The 15,857-nt window shown below is 69.4% G+C and carries 13 protein-coding genes; 8 read left to right on the top strand and 5 right to left on the bottom strand.

All coding sequences use genetic code 11. From position 1 onward, the window contains the following. Positions 1-28: 28 nt before the first annotated feature. On the bottom strand, positions 29-1,279 hold the full coding sequence (locus ABZU72_RS14960; protein ID WP_355019627.1) for an MFS transporter: 1,251 nt from the start codon (positions 1,277-1,279) through the stop codon (positions 29-31). Between the two features lie 79 nt (positions 1,280-1,358). Here ABZU72_RS14960 and purS point away from each other — a divergent pair, with 79 nt between their 5' ends. Then, positions 1,359-1,610: a phosphoribosylformylglycinamidine synthase subunit PurS gene (gene purS, locus ABZU72_RS14955; RefSeq protein WP_179659934.1), complete on the top strand. Its 252-nt coding sequence runs from the start codon at positions 1,359-1,361 to the stop codon at positions 1,608-1,610. Beyond that, on the top strand, positions 1,607-2,278 hold the full coding sequence (gene purQ, locus ABZU72_RS14950; protein ID WP_355019626.1) for a phosphoribosylformylglycinamidine synthase subunit PurQ: 672 nt from the start codon (positions 1,607-1,609) through the stop codon (positions 2,276-2,278). The genes purS and purQ overlap by 4 nt, the downstream gene beginning before the upstream one ends. On the opposite strand, the gene ABZU72_RS14945 is transcribed toward purQ, so the two are convergent. Further along, a complete protein-coding gene (locus ABZU72_RS14945; protein ID WP_355019625.1) occupies positions 2,244-3,494 on the bottom strand; it encodes an ROK family protein in 1,251 nt (416 codons plus the stop codon). The two genes, purQ and ABZU72_RS14945, sit on opposite strands and share 35 nt — an antisense overlap. Before the next feature lie 146 nt (positions 3,495-3,640). Here ABZU72_RS14945 and ABZU72_RS14940 point away from each other — a divergent pair, with 146 nt between their 5' ends. Beyond that, positions 3,641-7,132, top strand: coding sequence for an alpha-N-acetylglucosaminidase TIM-barrel domain-containing protein (locus ABZU72_RS14940; protein WP_355019624.1), 3,492 nt, complete (start codon positions 3,641-3,643; stop codon positions 7,130-7,132). 66 nt (positions 7,133-7,198) lie between these two features. On the opposite strand, the gene ABZU72_RS14935 is transcribed toward ABZU72_RS14940, so the two are convergent. Then, positions 7,199-8,641: an MFS transporter gene (locus ABZU72_RS14935; RefSeq protein WP_355019623.1), complete on the bottom strand. Its 1,443-nt coding sequence runs from the start codon at positions 8,639-8,641 to the stop codon at positions 7,199-7,201. A 187-nt stretch (positions 8,642-8,828) separates the two neighbouring features. Between ABZU72_RS14935 and ABZU72_RS14930 the strand changes: the two genes are divergently transcribed. From ABZU72_RS14930 to ABZU72_RS14910, 5 genes are all read left to right on the top strand, one after another. Continuing rightward, positions 8,829-9,380, top strand: a complete 552-nt coding sequence (locus ABZU72_RS14930) for a TetR/AcrR family transcriptional regulator (protein ID WP_355019622.1) — start codon at positions 8,829-8,831, stop codon at positions 9,378-9,380. 24 nt (positions 9,381-9,404) lie between these two features. Further along, positions 9,405-9,911: a general stress protein gene (locus tag ABZU72_RS14925; protein WP_355019621.1), complete on the top strand. Its 507-nt coding sequence runs from the start codon at positions 9,405-9,407 to the stop codon at positions 9,909-9,911. Between the two features lie 101 nt (positions 9,912-10,012). After that, a complete protein-coding gene (locus ABZU72_RS14920) occupies positions 10,013-10,432 on the top strand; it encodes a hypothetical protein (RefSeq protein WP_355019620.1) in 420 nt (139 codons plus the stop codon). 10 nt (positions 10,433-10,442) lie between these two features. After that, positions 10,443-12,239: a M91 family zinc metallopeptidase gene (locus tag ABZU72_RS14915; RefSeq protein ID WP_355019619.1), complete on the top strand. Its 1,797-nt coding sequence runs from the start codon at positions 10,443-10,445 to the stop codon at positions 12,237-12,239. After that, a complete protein-coding gene (locus tag ABZU72_RS14910) occupies positions 12,226-12,834 on the top strand; it encodes a hypothetical protein (protein WP_355019618.1) in 609 nt (202 codons plus the stop codon). The genes ABZU72_RS14915 and ABZU72_RS14910 overlap by 14 nt, the downstream gene beginning before the upstream one ends. 44 nt (positions 12,835-12,878) lie before the next feature. Here the strand turns inward: ABZU72_RS14910 and ABZU72_RS14905 are convergent, their stop codons facing one another. Both ABZU72_RS14905 and ABZU72_RS14900 read right to left on the bottom strand, forming a co-directional pair. After that, positions 12,879-14,231, bottom strand: coding sequence for a glycoside hydrolase domain-containing protein (locus ABZU72_RS14905; protein WP_355019617.1), 1,353 nt, complete (start codon positions 14,229-14,231; stop codon positions 12,879-12,881). A 59-nt stretch (positions 14,232-14,290) separates the two neighbouring features. After that, entirely contained in the window at positions 14,291-15,682 is a 1,392-nt protein-coding gene (locus ABZU72_RS14900) for a sulfatase-like hydrolase/transferase (protein WP_355019616.1), read from the bottom strand. Positions 15,683-15,857: the final 175 nt, after the last annotated feature.

Below are 15,857 nucleotides of genomic sequence, written 5' to 3'. Positions count from 1 at the left end.
GGCAGCAGCCGTAGCTCGAAGATCGCAGTCACTGGGTGGCTGCGATCTTCGAGTTTGTAGGCCCTGTCCGGAAGGTGAGCATCGGCCAGGAGGTGGCGCCGACGGCGGCCAGGGCGAGCAGGCAGGTGATGCCCCCGCTGACCAGGGCGAACGAGCCCGAGGTGAGTTGGGCGACAGCGCCGCCGCGGAGGTTGCCGACCTCCGGCCCGCCGGCGCCGACGATCATCTCGATCGCGGCGGTGCGGCCGCGCAGGTCATCGGGCACGGCGAGCTGGATCAGCGTCCCGCGAGTGACGACGCTGACCGAGTCAGCGGCGCCGGCGACGGCGAGCAGGACGAGGCACAGCCACGGTGAGGTGACGAGCCCGACGGCACCCAGGCTGGCGCCCCACACGGCTGCGGCGCCGATCGTGATCGGGCCCGGGCGGCTGCGTCTGGTGAACGAGCCCGAGACGAGCGAGGCCGCGACACCTCCGACGGCGATCGCGGTCAGGAACAGCCCGAGGGTGCGCGGGTCGCCGCCGAACCGGGCCTCGTTGACCAGCGGAAACAGGCTCACCGGCATGGCCAGGACGGTGGCCGCCAGGTCGACGAGGAGCACGCCGCGTACGACCGGCTGGGTGGCCGCGAAGCGCAGGCCCTCGAGGACTCCGCCGCCGCTCGTCCTCGTCACCGGCGCGAGAGTCGGGAGGCCGACGACCCCGAGGAACCCGGCGGCGAAGGAGGCCGCGTCGACGGCGTACGCGATCTCGAGACCGGCGTAGCCGATGATCAGTCCGCCGATCGCCGGGCCGAGGAGCATCGATCCCTGGAAGCTCAGCCGGTTGAGGGCGAGCCCGGCGGCGACCTGGTCGCTGGCGAGGAGCCGCGGGATCACGCCCATGCTCGCGGGGGCGGCGACCGAGCCCGCGGCGGCCATCAGCGCGACCAGCACCAGGACGGTCCCGAGCGAGGACGGCGAGGTGCCCAGCCAGAGGGCCTGCACCATCAGCAGCAGTGCCAGCACGAGCTGGGTGAGGGTGGTGACCAGCAGGATCGAGCGCCGGTCCGCGCGGTCCGCCACCGCGCCTCCCCAGAGCCCGATCGTGAGCATCGGGACGAGCTGCGCGAGCGCGACGCTGCCGGACCAGAACGGGCTGTGGGTCGCCTCCCAGACCTGGTACATCACCGCGACCACCGAGATCTGCCCACCCAGCCCCGACACCGCCCGCCCGATGAAGAAACGGCGGAAAGCAGGAGACGTACGCAACGGGGTGATGTCGATCAGCAGATGGCGCACGAGGAGCGATCGTAAAGACCGGGCAGGGAGGGGGCCAACGGTTTAGGTGAGCGGCGTATGGCCCACCTAGACTGCAGCCATGCCTCGCGTTGTCGTCGACGTCATGCCCAAGCCCGAGATTCTCGACCCGCAGGGGAAAGCCGTACTCGGCGCCCTGCCGCGGCTCGGGTTCACCGGGGTCACCGAGGTCCGTCAGGGCAAGCGGTTCGAGCTGGAGATCCCCGAGGTCACCGACGACGCGCTCGCGCAGATCGAGAAGCTCGCCGAGACCTTCCTGGCCAACACGGTGATCGAGAACTTCGTCGTGCGCGTGGAAGAGCCCGCCAAGTGAAGATCGGCGTCATCACCTTCCCGGGCACGCTCGACGACGTCGACGCGCAGCGCGCCGTCCGTGTCGGCGGCAACGAGGCCGTTGCGCTGTGGCACGGCGACCATGACCTGCAGGGCGTCGACGCGGTGATCCTGCCGGGCGGCTTCTCCTACGGTGACTACCTGCGCTGCGGTGCCATCTCCCGCTTCGCGCCGATCATGACCGAGGTCATCGAGGGTGCCCAGAAGGGCCTTCCGGTGCTCGGGATCTGCAACGGCTTCCAGATGCTCGTCGAGTCCCACCTGCTCCCCGGCGGCCTGCTGCGCAACGACCACCTCAAGTTCATCTGCCGCGACCAGAAGCTGCGCATCGAGAACGCCTCGACCGCCTGGACCTCCGCGTTCACCCAGGACCAGGAGATCGTGGTCCCGCTGAAGAACGGCGAGGGGCAGTACGTCGCCGACGCCGACACCATCAAGCGGCTCGAGGGCGAGGGCCGCGTCGTCGCGCGCTACCTCGACGTGAACCCCAACGGCTCGGTCAACGACATCGCCGGCATCACCAACGAGGCCGGCAACGTCGTCGGCCTGATGCCCCACCCCGAGCACGCCGTGGAGACCCTCACCGGCTCCGGCACGGACGGGCTCGGCTTCTTCACCTCGCTGGCCGAGAAGGTCCTGTCCCGCTGACCGACCAGGGGTGACCTGGCTGCACCGAGGCGATCAGCTCGTCCCAGGCTCTGCTCGCCGCCAGCGTGAGCGCGCCGGCGAGCACGGCACGGTCGGCAGGGACCAGCAGGGCAAGCTCCGGTGGGACCAGTGTGAACCGGGGCAGATGCAGGCGCAGCTGGTCCATCAGGAAGTCGCCGGCATTGGCGATGCCTCCGGTGAGGACCACGACGTCCGGGTCGATCGCCAGAAAGACCGGGGCCAGTCGTTCCACCATCTTCTTGGCGACCGTGGACACGGCCACGACGGCGGCCCGGTCGCCCTCGGCGGCTGCTGCGAAGACCTGTTGGGCCGTCAGGGGCTGGTCGGCAGACAGCGCTCCGCCGGGGTGACGGGACGCCTCCGCCCTGGCCAGCTCGGCAATTCCCGCAGCGCCGAGGGCATGCTCCAGTGGCCCCCGGCCGTGCTCGTCGAACTGCACGCCCTCGTCGGAGACCGGGATCAGGCCGACCTCGCCGGCCGCGCGGTGCGCCCCGCGATGGAGGGCGCCGTCGATCACCACGCCGGCCCCCAGGCGCTCACCCCAGTGGATCACGACCAGTGTCCGGCCCGGGTGCTCGGCGCTGGCCGCGATGGCAGCCAGGTTCGCGTCGTTCTCCACCAACAGCCTCGCCGGGAATCGACGGTCGAGGTCGGCGAACAGTCCGGCATCGGTGATGCCGGGGGCGGACGGCGCTATCGTCACTCGGCTCAGCTCCGGGCCGACCACACCGGGCGACCCGGCAACCACCGCTCCGATCCGGTCGGCTGGCAGCTCCGCAGCCTCTAGTACGCCGTCGACCAGCGTGCCGACCTGACGTCGGACGGCGGCGGGGTCGGCGCCCAGCGGCACCCCGATCGACTCGTGCGCGAGCGGGTCACCCTGAATGTCGACGATGGACGCCGCGACCCGGTGAGGTCCGATGTCCAGTCCGAGCACGGGCAGCAGCCCGCGGCGCAGAACGTACCGGGTGGCGGGCCGTCCGGCTCCGGACGGTTCCGATGGTGCCAGTGGCTCGACCACGGCGGCGGAGGACAGCTCGTCGATCGCCTGCGAGACGGTCGGCCGGGTCAACCGGGTGTCTGCCGCCAGCTCGGTGATACGCGCTCCGGCCGAGCCTGCCGCCCGGACGCCTTCGAGGACCGCGGTGGTGTTGAGCCGCCGCAGCACGCTGTTTCCGCTCGACTCTCCCCTCATCGCGCACCCCGATTTCCACCCATGACGAACAAGTTACCGGCTTCCCTTCCCCCGTCAGCATCGACCGAAACCCCTTGACCGCCGCCATGTCCGGGAGGAGTATGAGCCCACATTACGAAAATGTTCTGCATAATTCTGGAGGCACGATGCCGAAACGCCAGCGACGCAGTCAACAGGCTCATCCGACGAGCGGTCGGCAACACCCGACGCAGATCAGAGGAGTCACCCTCGGCATCGTCGTGGCGATGCTGCTCGGTCTGATCACCGCCACCGGATCGGCCGCTGCCGCACCGGCTGGCCTGCGCGGCCAGCCGTCCGGCTTCGCGGCCTCGTCGGGCCAAGGTGCTACCCGCCCGGCCCGCGAGGCTCTCGTCAGGATCCTCGGCAGCCGGCACGCGGCCCGGTTCGAGCTGTCGGTGCATCCGGGTGACAGCGACCGGTATCGGGTCAGTTCCCGCCGGGGCCGGATCCTGGTAGAAGGGACGAACACCCCAGCAGTCCTGATGGGGGTCAACACCTACCTGAAGAAGGTCGCCAAGGCGGACGTCTCCTGGACCGGGAACCAGGTGCCGATCCGCGGCTCCCTGCCTCTGCCCAAGAACCCCATCGAAGGCACGTCTGTGGTGTCACACCGGTTCTCCGGCAACGACACCGAGGACGGCTACTCGGGGCCGTTCCGCACCTTCAAGGACTGGCGAGAGCTCGTCGACATCAACGCCATGCACGGCGTCAACGAGATGTTCCTCCCGGTCGGGTCCGAGATGGTCTACTACCGGTTGCTGCAGGATTACGGCTACTCCGAGACCGAGGCGCGGGCCTGGATCCCGTCGCCGGTCTATCAGCAGTGGTGGCTGATGCAGAACATGTGGAACTTCACCGACCCGGTCACTCCCGCACTGCTGGAAGAGCGCGCCGACCTCGGCCGACGCATCGCCGACTACATGCGCTCGATGGGGATCACACCGGTGCTCCCGGGCTACTTCGGCACCGTGCCGACCGACTTCGCCGACCGGAACCCGGGCGCCGTCACCGTCCCGCAGGGCACCTGGTCCGGTCTGCGGCGGCCGGACTGGTTGGCCCCTACGCAGGAGCTCTTCGGTCAGGTGGCCGCACGTTTCTATCAGATCCAGAACGACGTCGTCGGAGCGTCGACGATGTACAAGATGGACCTGCTGCACGAGGGCGGGTCGGCCGGGTCCGTCCCGGTCGGCCAGGCGTCGGTGGCGGTCCAGGACGCCCTGGACGCCGCGCATCCCGGTGCCATCTGGGTTGCCCTCGGCTGGCAGAGCAACCCGCGCCAGGAGACTCTCGACGCGGTGGACCGCAGCCGGATGCTGATCGTGGACGGGCTCTCCGACCGGAACCTCGATCCGCAGCGAGACACCCAATGGAAGGGCACGCCGTACGCCTTCGGGTCGATCTGGAACTTCGGCGGCAACTCGACAGTCGGCGCCCCGATCAAGGCCTGGAACGAACGGTTCTTCGAGTTCCGAGCCCGCCCGAACAGCGCGCTGGACGGCATCGCGATCCTCCCGGAAGCCAGCTACAACAATGCCGTCGCGATGGAGTTCCTGGCCGAGCTGCCCTGGCAGACCGGGCCGGTCGACCTGGACGCCTGGTTCGCTGAGTACGCGGACGCGCGCTACGGCGCGACCGACCCGGCAGCGCGCGCCGCGTGGAAGACGTTGCAGGACACTGCCTACTCGGTCGCTCCGAACAACAACCGCTCGGCTGGAACCAGCGGTCTGTTCGCCGCTGTACCGTCGCTGACGGCCACGCGGCCCAGCCAATACACGGCCCCGGGGAATCGCTACGACCCGACGGACTTCGCGGCGGCACTCCCGTCGCTGTTGCAGGTGAAGTCCTCGCTGCGCGCCAGCGACACCTACCGGCACGACCTCGCCGAGATCGCGCGGCAGGTGGTCGTCGAATACTCCCACCCGTTGCTGACCCAGATCCGGCAGGCGTACGCCGAGCGTGACGCCGCGGAGTTCGACCGGCTCACCACCGCTTGGATCGAGGCCATCGACACCGCCGACCGGGTCAGCGCCACCCGGGCCGATCAGATGGTCGGACCCTGGCTGGCGGCGGCACGCGCCTTCGCCTCCTCGCCCGACGAAGCCGCCGCCCTCGAGCATGATGCCCGCCGCGTCCTCGCCTCGTGGACGCTGACCCTGTCGCTGACCGACTATGCCTACCGCGACTGGTCCGGCCTGCTCAACGGCTACTACGCACCTCGGTGGGAACGCTACTTCGCCACGCTGCGCGAGTCCCTGCGCACCGGTGAGGCGCCGACAGCGATCAACTGGCAAGCGGTCGCCGACGAGTGGTCGCGGGCAACGGATCGCTACCCGACGAAGCCGGCCGGTGACACCTACGCCGAAGCCACCCGTGCCCTGCAGCAGCTGTCGACGGCGGACTTCGGTGCGGCGGTGTCGCTCCGTCCGGCCGGGACGATCGGCGAGAACCCGGGCACGGTCGCGTTGACGGTGGTCAACAACAACCCGTTCGCCGCGCTGGAGAACCTGACGGCCCGGGTCACCGCTCCGGACGGCATCACGGCCACGGCGACCGGCGAGCTGCCGTCGCAACTCGCGCCCGGCGGCACTGCGACGATGAGCTGGACGGTCGCTGCCGGCGCCGATCTGCCGTCGGAGACCACCGAGGCCGAGGTCGACGTCGAGGTGACGTACGACCAGCAGGCCGGGACGAAGCAGAAGGCGGCCAGCGCGGTGCTGCCGGTCGACAGACCTGGCCGGATCCAGCTCAGCGACCTGCCGTTCTCCTCCTCACGCAACCACGACGGGGAACATCCGGTCGCCCGCGACACGGTGACCCCTGCGACCCCGTCCGGTGCAGGCGCCCCCATCCTGCTGGACGGTGTCGCCTACTCGAAGGGCCTCGGCACCAACGCCGCCGGGGAAGTTCGGTTCGAGCTGGGCCAGGGATGCCAACGGTTCACCACCGTCGTCGGCATCGACGATGCGATGAATCATGCCGCCGACGGCGACGTCGTGGTGGAGGTGTGGGGCGACGGCCGGCGGATCCGCGCCACACCGGTGCTGCGCAGCGGGTTGGCCACCACTGGCACCGAGGCGATCCGCCTCGACGTGGACATCAGCGGAGTGCGTCAGCTTCGGATCGTGATCGATCGGTCCGACGGTAACCGTTCCTTCGATGCGGCCTCGTTCGGGCTGCCGACCCTGATCTGCAGCGGCGAGCTTCCCACGCCGCTCAGCGAGGGCAAGCCAGCCACTGCGTCCAGCAGTCAGGGCACGGCGAAGCCGGACCGGGCGGTCGACGCCAAGCTGCACACCAACTGGCTGTGCGACCCGGCGCAGTGCGCCGGCAAGCCCGCGTGGCTGCAGGTCGATCTGGGTGACGCACGCCCGGTGTCCGGGGTCAGGGTGACGCCCTACTACGCGGATGGGCGGTCCTACCGCTACACCGTGGAGGGAAGTGTCGACGGCATCAGCTACACGCCCATCGCCGCCAAGACCGCGGACTCCCCGCAGACCGACGTGGGGGACTGGTATCCGGTGAGCGGGACCTTCCGATACGTCCGGGTGACCGGCACGAGCAACACCAGCAACGCCTACACCTTGCACCTGCAGGAGCTGGCCGTCTACGGCGACTGACCCCGGCGTACGAATCGGCCCCGGCTTGCGATCGCAAGCCGGGGCCGAACGTCGGTACGCGATGGATCAGTCGACCTCGACCGCTGCCCGCCCGGTGACGTACGAAGGTGTCCCGGAGGGTCGCCGGAGCACCACGCTCAGCGAGGCGATGATGCCGAGAGTGCCCAAGGCAGCCGCGGCGTAGAAGGCCTCGCGCATCCCGGGTACGACCTCGCCGGGGGTGCCGTTGGCGACGTAGACAGAGGCGATCACGGCCAGCCCGATCGAGCCGCCGAGCTGCTGCATCGTCTGCACCAGACCCGACGCCGAGCCGGCGTGGGCGGCGTCGACACCCTCCAGGCCGAGAGCCGTGGTGGAGGTGAAGACGAGCGAGGCGAAGGCGCCGTTGAGCAGGAACGGGGCCAGGACGGCGCCGGCGTACGTGCTCGTCTCCGAGAGCGTGCTCAGCCACAGGAACGACGCCGTGAGGCCGGTGGCACCCAGGACCAGCACCCGCGACATCCCGATCCGGGCCGCGATCCGAGGCGCCACCCGCGACATCGCGAAGATCATCAGGGTGAGCGGCAGGAACGCCAGCCCGGAGGCGAGCGGCCCCATGCCCAGCACGCCCTGCAGGTAGATCACGGTCAGGTAGAACGTCGCGAACTGAGCCCCGACCAGGCCGACCGCGGCGATGAACGCGGCGACACGGCGGTGGCTGTTGAAGAGGTGGAGCTGCAGCAGCGGGTGGGCGACGCGGCGCTCGGTGAGCACGAGGGCGACCAGCAGGAGCAGGCCGATCGCGATCCCGCCGAGGGTGCGCGCGGAGGTCCAGCCGTGCTCCGGGGCGCCGATCAGCGACCAGACGATCGCGGCCGCACCACCGGTGGCGGTCACGGCGCCGACGATGTCGAAGCGTCCCGGTCGCGGGGCCGTCTCGGCGACGAGGCGGCCGACGAGGGCGAGCACGACGAGCCCGATCGGTACGTTGATGAACAGCGTCCAGCGCCACGACGCGATGTCGGTCAGGATGCCGCCGAGGATCAGCCCGATCGAGGCACCGCTGGAGGAGACGGCCGAGAAGAGCGCGATCGCCCGGGCACGGCCGGCCTCGTCCTTCGCCGACGTGGTCAGCAGGGCGAGCACCTGAGGCGCGGCGATCGCGGCACCGAAGCCCTGCAGGGCGCGGGCGATGACGAGCAGGTCGTCGGTCGGCGCGAACCCGCCGGCCAGGGAGAAGAGGGTGAAGACGGAGAGGCCGGCGACGAACATGCGCCGCCTGCCGAAGACGTCGCCGAGGCGACCGCCGAGGAGCAGCAGGCCGCCGAAGGCGAGGGTGTAGCCGTTGAGCACCCAGGTGAGTGCCGCCGGGGTGAACTCGAGGTCGTCGGCGATCCGGGGGAGCGCGACGTTCACGACTGCCGCGTCGAGCACGATCATCAGCTGGGCGACCAGGACCAGGGCGATCCCGGCGCCGGCGGCGGCCTTGGCGGCCGCGGGTGGCTTGGGTGGTGCCACGGTGGATGTCATTCAAGAGCTCCTGTTGGAGACGGAAGAGGAGTACAGTGAAGCGGAGGAAGCCTCCGCTTGATTGGAACACTACCGGAGAGTGTCTCCGGTTAGCAACGCCTTTTGGACGAGTGCAGTGCTGATGTGGCGGAGGCTGCTGTTAACGTGAGGCCCCCGCAGCCCTGCGGGAGCCACTGAGGAGGTCCGGATGAGAGCCGACGCGCAGCGCAACCGCGAGCGGCTGATCGAGGTCGCCCATGTGGTGTTCAAGGAGCGCGGTCTCGACGCACCTCTCGACGAGGTGGCTCGGCGTGCGGGCGTCGGTCCCGGCACCCTCTACCGCCATTTCCCCACGCGTGAGGCGCTCCACGAGGCGATCATGGCGACCTGGATCGAGGAGGTCTCCGCCCACGTCGAGAAGGCGATGGCGACCGAGGGCGGTTGCCGGGAGAAGTTGCTCGCCTGGTTCGAGGAGTACGTCTCGCTGCTGACCCGCCACCAGGGCGCCGCGGCCAAGATCACCGCCTCGCTCGGCTGCCAGGACTCCCCGCTGCGCACCAAGTGCCAGACCTACGCCGACGCCAACGAGAGCGTCCTGACGGAGATGGCCGAGCATGGCGCGCTGCGGGAGGGTGTCGACAACCTCGACGTGTGCCGCCTCCTCGGCGGCGTCGCGACCATGGCCGACCACTCCTCGCTCGAGCCCAAGGACGTACGTCCCATGCTCGACGTCATCGCGAACGGCGTCCTCAAGAACTGACCTCTGCTGGGGCACACTGGGGCTATGTCCTTCACCTCGCCGGTCAACGGCCCGCAGAGCCCGCTGAAGCTGGAGTTTCCCCAGTCGCTCGCGACCTATGACGACTACGCCGCCGCGCAGAAGACGGTCGACTTCCTCGCCGACAAGGAGTTCCCGGTCGAGAACTGCATGATCGTCGGCACCGAGCTGAAGCAGATCGAGCGGATCACCGGTCGCCTCACCTGGAGCAAGGTCGCCCTCGCCGGCGTCCTCTCCGGCGCCTGGCTCGGCGTCTTCGTCGGCCTGATCATGTCGCTCTTCAGCAACGAGAACTTCCTCTTCGTCCTGCTCTCGACGGTGCTCCTCGGCATCGTCTTCGGCCTCATCTGGTCGCTGATCGGCTATGCCGCCACCCGCGGCACCCGCGACTTCTCGAGCGTCAAGGTCATCGTGCCGACGAAGTACGAGGTCCTCGTCGAGCACAAGGTCGCCGCCCGTGCCCGCGAGCTCCTCGCCGATCTCCCGGGTGCCCTCCCCAACCCGTTCTCCTGACGGGCACCGTTCTCCAGTGTCTCGGATCGTGAGATAGGCGCGGCGTTCGCGTGTAGCCACGCGTGTTCCGGGGAAGAACTCCGTTGGAGAAGGAGGCCCCGATGTCATCTCAGATCAACGTACGTCCCGCCGAGCTCGTCAAGCTCGCTGACCGCTGCATCGACTGGGCGATGGACCTGACCGGCGCGACCACGGACAACGCCGGCGCACTCGTGGTCGCCTCACGCGACGCCGGCAACACCCAGGGCGGCTACGACACCACGGCTGCGCACGGGCCGCTGGTCGAGGCCGCGTCCAGCGCGCTCGAGTCGTTCGCGGCTGTCTTCGAGGCGGACGCCGACGCCCTCATGCTGTGTGCGTTCGACATCTCCGCGACCGACGAGGAGGTCGCCCGGGCCGCCCAGTCGAGCAACTCGCTGGAGCCGGGTCCGACGCCGCGGCCTCCGGAGCCGACCCCGGGGCCGCCGCCTCCTTCACCCACTCCGAGCCCGTCGCCGGGCCCCACCCCGACCCCGCGCTGAGGAGCCAGAGATGTCCGAAGGCACCTGGAAGCTGTGGGACGACGCGGCGTCCATCGATGACGCATCGCGTGGCTGGACCTCGATCGCGAAGGCGCTCGACGGCGTCACCGAGGCGTTCATCAGCGGCTCGAAGGACGTCGTCGCCGACTGGGAGGGCCAGACGGCCGAGTCCTACGAAGGGCATCGCAAGACGCTCCTGACCGACCTCGACAAGGCACGCGAGCTCGCCGACAAAGCGTCCTCGTCGACGGCGCGCATCGCCGGCACCGTACGCATCGCCCAAGGCCACCTCGACCAGTCCTGGGCGACGGTGGCCCACATCCCGCACCAGGGCAGCCCGTCGGGCGACATCCGGTTCGAGCCCGAGACCCCCGAGGACAGCAAGCTGGTCACCGACGCCATCGCGCGTGCCTCCGAGATCCGGACCGGCCTCGATCGCGACCTCAACGCCGACCGGCAGGTGCTGGTCGACACCACCGCTGCCTGGCACGGGCTGTCGACGAGCATGGCGGCGATCGCCGAGGCCGGACAGGACCCGTTCCACCTCCCCGCCGACGTGGACTCGGTCGGCATGATCAACGTCGACGGGAAGACGTACATCAACACCGGCAGCGGCGACGACGTGGTCACGGTCGGGATCAACCCGTTGACCGGCAAGCAGGTCGTCACCGTCAACGGTCAGATGTACGACGTGCCTCCCGGCAACGAGATCGTCATCCGCGCCGGCGAGGGCAACGACGAGATCAACGTCCCGCAGGGCACCAATGTCAACCTCTCGCTGCTCGGCGGCCGAGGTGATGACCGGCTCAACGGCGGCAGCGGGAGCGACCGCATCCTCGGCGGCCAGGGCCGCGACCACATCTTCGCCGGCGACGGCGACGACCGGGTCTCGGGTGGCACCGATCGCGACTACATCGACGCCCAGGGCGGCAACGACCTCGCCACCGGAGCGGGCGGCGACGACACCGTCTACGGAATGGCCGGAAACGACCGGATCAGCGGCGGTCGCGGCCAGGACTACCTCGAAGGGGCCGATGGCGACGACCTGCTCGTCGGCGGCGACGGCAACGACATCGCCTCCGGCGGTGACGACAACGACCGGATCCACGGCGGCGCCGGAGACGACGTGACGTACGCCGGGCGGGGGACCGACACCACCTACGGAGGCTCGGGTGACGACAAGGCCCACAGCGAGTCCGGCGACACCGACGAGGACGTCGAGCAGCACGTGACGGTCCAGATCACCGAGGTCCCGGAGTGGATCAAGATCGAGGGTTCCCCGGAGTTCGTCGCTCGCACCCGCGCCGACCTCGAGATGCTTGCCGCGTCGCCGACGGGCCAGCAGATGCTCGCCGCGTTGGACCGGAGACACGACGACTCGGGCGTGTTCGGGATCGGACAGGAGAACCTGACCATCCGCGAGTACGTCGGTGACACACCGAACAGCTCGGCCTCCAACGGACCGATGGGCGGCAACGAGATCGAGTACATGCCGGACATCGACACGATGAACACCGGCAACCGTGCTCCCCAGACGCCCGTCGACGGCCCGCCGGTCGCGGTGCTGTACCACGAGATGGCGCACGTCTACGACTACATGCACGACACGCTCGAGCCCGGCGAATATCACGGCGACGACCCCGAGAACCAGGGGACGAACAACCGTGAGCGCGAGGCTGCCGGTCTTCCCGTCGATCACGACAACGACCCCAGCACCCCGGAGCAGATCGACCCGGACCACCCGTACGTCTACACCGAGAACGGGCTCCGCGACGAGATGGGAGCTCCGCACCGTGACCACTACTAGGTTGATGCTCCTGGCATCGCTGCTGACGGCGGGAGGCCTGATGTTGGGCGGCTGCGCGAAGGCCCCGGAAGGGGAGCGCGAGATCGAGGGGGTCCGGTTCGAGTCCGAGATCACCCGGACGGGTGGCGCGCTCGAGGTGAGCTATCGGGTGGTCAACGACGCGGACACCGACGTCTACGTGGTCGACTCGGTGCCGACGTACGCCAACGGGGCGCTGCAGCCGGCCTCGGCGGACACCGTCTACGTCCTGGGCAGCGGCGGGAGCCGGGCCGAGGTCAGCAAGCGGGTCTTCGCGCTGCCGGACGACAAGTCGTTCGCGCAGATGCCGGCGGTCGGTTGGGTCAAGCTGGCGGCGGGCGAGGAGCTGAAGCGGGACGTACGCGTGCCGTTGCCGCTCGAGGAGTACCGACCGTTCGACGACGATTCCGTCCCGGAGCTTCCGGACCCGGTCGAAGAGGTCATCTTCTGTGTCGGTGTCCTCGACCTCCGCGACCTCTACCCCGACGGCGTCCCGGCCGAGGTGACCGGGCTCGCCCACTCCGACTCGGCCGCGGAGTCACAGCAGATCTTCTGCTCAGAGCCCGAGGAGTTGTGAAGCTGAGCGTGGTCCATGGGCCACGCTCAGCTTCACAACCTCGGTCAGCGGCCGTGGGCTAGGTCGTACCAGGTCACCTCGGTGGCCATGCCGTTCGCGGTGCGGCCGAGGCGCTTCTGGTAGGCGACGAGGGCGACCTGGGTGTTCCAGTCCATGACGCCGGTGATCTTCGGGCGTTCCGGCGCGGAGGTGGCGCTGAGGGCGCGCTGGAGGTCGCGGACGCTCTCGCCTGCGGAGCCGCGCTTCAGGAGCGGGCGGCTGTTGGCCGCCCACAGCGTCTTCCAGGCACCCTGGGTCCAGGTCTTGCGCACCGTCAGGCCGTGCGAGCGCTGCCAGGCGTTGACCGAGCTCACCAGCCCCCGGTCGTACGTCCCGTCGATGGGGCCGCCGAAGTTCCCGCGCTCGCGGAGCATGCACTCGAGCGCCTTGGTGTAGATCGGCGAGGGAGTGTAGGAGCTGGTGCGCGGCTTGAGGGCGGGATAGCTGGTGAAGCTGACCGGCACGCCGCCGCAATGCGTCACCGGCCGCGCGTAGGAGCCCCGGCCGAGGTCGACGAAGTTGGAGTCGATCTCGATGGTGGTGCCGCCGTGGGTTTCCTTGTGCGGGCCGCGGTACTGCTTGACGCGGCGGTGCGGGTTCCAGGGCTTGTCGGGGATGTACCGGGTCGAGGTGCCGGCGCGGCCGTCCCAGTCGGCGATCCACAGGTCCGCGGGGTAGACGAAGCCGCGCGGCTGGGCGTGCCAGACGGCGTACATCGCCTTTATCCCCGACGACGCGCTCGAATACATCCCGGGGCGGTAGCCGAGCTTCTTGATCCGGTGGCTCCAGGCCGAGACGAACCACATCGCCGACTCACGGCAGCGCTTGTTGCCGATGTCGAAACCCTCGAGGTCGTAGAACATCGTGCTCCCGGCGGCGATGCCGTAGCGCCTGGCGGCGTCCACGGTCGCGTTGGCCTGGTTGATGCCCTGGCGCTTGGCGGTGGCGTACTGGTCGGTCGAGCGGGCGCTGATCCGCGGATCGTCGCGGTAGCGCGGGAAGTGCGGGTTGCACGAGGCCTGCGGACCGAGCGTGATCGGCAGCAGCCGCCAGCCACGGGCCTGCTGCTTGCGCACCCAGGTCGCGCTGAGGTTGGTCTGGGTGCGGCAGCCGCGCGAGTTGCCGGCGATGTAGATGCCGACCGCGCCGAAGTTCGAGTGCTTCCACCAGCTGTCCATCGCCGCCTGCGACGGCGCCTGGCACTGGTCGAAGCCATAGCCGGTGAAGTTGCCCGGAGTGACCGGGTTCGCGGCCGCCGCGGGGCTGGGTGTTGCCAGCCCCGCGACGCCGACGACGCCCGAGATCAAGCCCGCGCCGAGTGCCCGTCTGACGTACTTGAACCTGGTGAAGTCCCCCATATTTCGTCACGGTAGTCACAACCGTCACTTAGTTACCAGTGGACTCGCCCAGCCACGGGTCAGGAGTACGCCAGCAGGGTCTCGTCGATCTTCTCCCAGGCCGCACGGAGCTCCGCCAGATCCTCGGGCCGCTTCCGGGCCAGGTCGGCCTGCTCGCGTACGTCCTCGCTCAGGTCGTAGAGGTGGTCGGTGCCGTCGAGCTGCAGGTACTTCAGCGAGCCGCGGCGCAGGGCCCGCTGGCCGCGCATGCGCCAGAAGAGGTCCTGGGTCTCGCGCGGCCGGCCGCCGAAGAGGAGTGGCACCAGGCTGGTGCCGTCCAGCGGATACTCCGGCGACGGCGTCGCGCCGGCGAGCTCCAGGAAGGTCGCGGTCCAGTCGGTCGTGACCGCGGGCTCGTCGCTGACCTGGCGGCCGGGCAGGGTGCCGGGCCAGCTCAGGATGGTGGGCACCCGGATGCCGCCCTCGTTGAGGCCCGACTTCGCTCCGGTGAACGGCCACACGTTGGAGAACCGCTCGCCGCCGTTGTCGCTGGCGAAGAAGACGACGGTGTCGCGGAGTTGGCCGGTACGCTCGAGCGCCCGGATGACCTGGCCGATCGACTGGTCGAGGTCCTCGACCATGGTCTTGTACGTCGCCAGCGAGCCGCCGTCGTTGTGGAAGAGCACGCCCTTCTCGCCGTTCTCGATCCGGGCGGTCAGCTCATCGCTCACCGCCTTGTCCTCGGGGCCCTCCCAGGGCCAGTGCGGGGTGGTGAAATTGAGGTTGAGGAGCCACGGGGCGTCGTGGTCGCGCTCGATGAAGCTGACGGCCTTCTCGGTGACGATCTCGGTGTAGTAGCGAAGGTCCTCGACCTCCACCTCGTCCTCGTAGAGGTCGTACGCCCCGTTGTGGCTGAACTTCGAGAAGTAGTCGATCCCGCCGGAGAAGTTGCCGAAGAACTCGTCCCAGCCGACCCGGGTCGGGCTGTACCAGGGCAGGAAGCCGCAGTGCCACTTGCCGAAGAGTGCGGTCGCGTAGCCCTGGTCCTTGAGCAGCGAGGCCAGCGTCGGGTGGTCGAGCGGGATGCCGTGCAGCTCGTTGGGCGAGCTGATCGGCTCCGGCAGGCCGCCGGAGAGGCGACCGGGGTAGCGCCCGGTGTAGAGGCCAAAGCGGGTGGGGGAGCAGACCGAGGAGGCGGAGTACGCATCGGTGAACCGCACGCCCGAGGCCGCGAGCCGGTCCAGGTTGGGCGTCTTGATGTCGGGGGAGCCGTAGGCGGACAGATCGGCCCAGCCGAGGTCGTCGCCCAGGATGACCAGGAGGTTGGGCCTGCGCTTGGGCCGGTTGACCTTACGGGCCTTGAACGGAACCTCGGTGGCTGCGTTGGCGGGGGTGGCGAGGCCGGTGGCGGCGACCGCGCCGGCTCCGGTGGCGAGCAGGCTGCGTCGGCTGAACGTGTTGGGGGAGGACACCAAATGGCCTTTCTATAGTGAATAACTACGAATAGAAGACTAGGGGTTGGTCCAGCCCGCGGGCAGAGGTCTCGGTCGGCGGACGCGACGGGACGTTGGTCCTGGTGCATATGGGCCCTAACCAAACCCGCCTGGCGGCGTTACCTTGGTAAAGGAATGGATCGCCAAGGGGGTG

The organism is Nocardioides sp. NPDC004968 (genome assembly GCF_040608935.1).
Classification (GTDB): domain Bacteria; phylum Actinomycetota; class Actinomycetes; order Propionibacteriales; family Nocardioidaceae; genus Nocardioides.
This window is presented reverse-complemented; position numbering and strand designations above follow the sequence as displayed.

Excerpts from the sequence above, each read along its gene's own strand:
- purS (WP_179659934.1), top strand. The coding sequence starts at position 1,359 with ATGCCTCGCGTTGTCGTCGACGTCATGCCCAAGCCCGAGATTCTCGAC.
- ABZU72_RS14945 (WP_355019625.1), bottom strand. The coding sequence starts at position 3,494 with ATGAGGGGAGAGTCGAGCGGAAACAGCGTGCTGCGGCGGCTCAACACC.
- ABZU72_RS14940 (WP_355019624.1), top strand. The coding sequence starts at position 3,641 with ATGCCGAAACGCCAGCGACGCAGTCAACAGGCTCATCCGACGAGCGGT.
- ABZU72_RS14935 (WP_355019623.1), bottom strand. The coding sequence starts at position 8,641 with ATGACATCCACCGTGGCACCACCCAAGCCACCCGCGGCCGCCAAGGCC.
- ABZU72_RS14930 (WP_355019622.1), top strand. The coding sequence starts at position 8,829 with ATGAGAGCCGACGCGCAGCGCAACCGCGAGCGGCTGATCGAGGTCGCC.
- ABZU72_RS14925 (WP_355019621.1), top strand. The coding sequence starts at position 9,405 with ATGTCCTTCACCTCGCCGGTCAACGGCCCGCAGAGCCCGCTGAAGCTG.
- ABZU72_RS14920 (WP_355019620.1), top strand. The coding sequence starts at position 10,013 with ATGTCATCTCAGATCAACGTACGTCCCGCCGAGCTCGTCAAGCTCGCT.
- ABZU72_RS14915 (WP_355019619.1), top strand. The coding sequence starts at position 10,443 with ATGTCCGAAGGCACCTGGAAGCTGTGGGACGACGCGGCGTCCATCGAT.
- ABZU72_RS14905 (WP_355019617.1), bottom strand. The coding sequence starts at position 14,231 with ATGGGGGACTTCACCAGGTTCAAGTACGTCAGACGGGCACTCGGCGCG.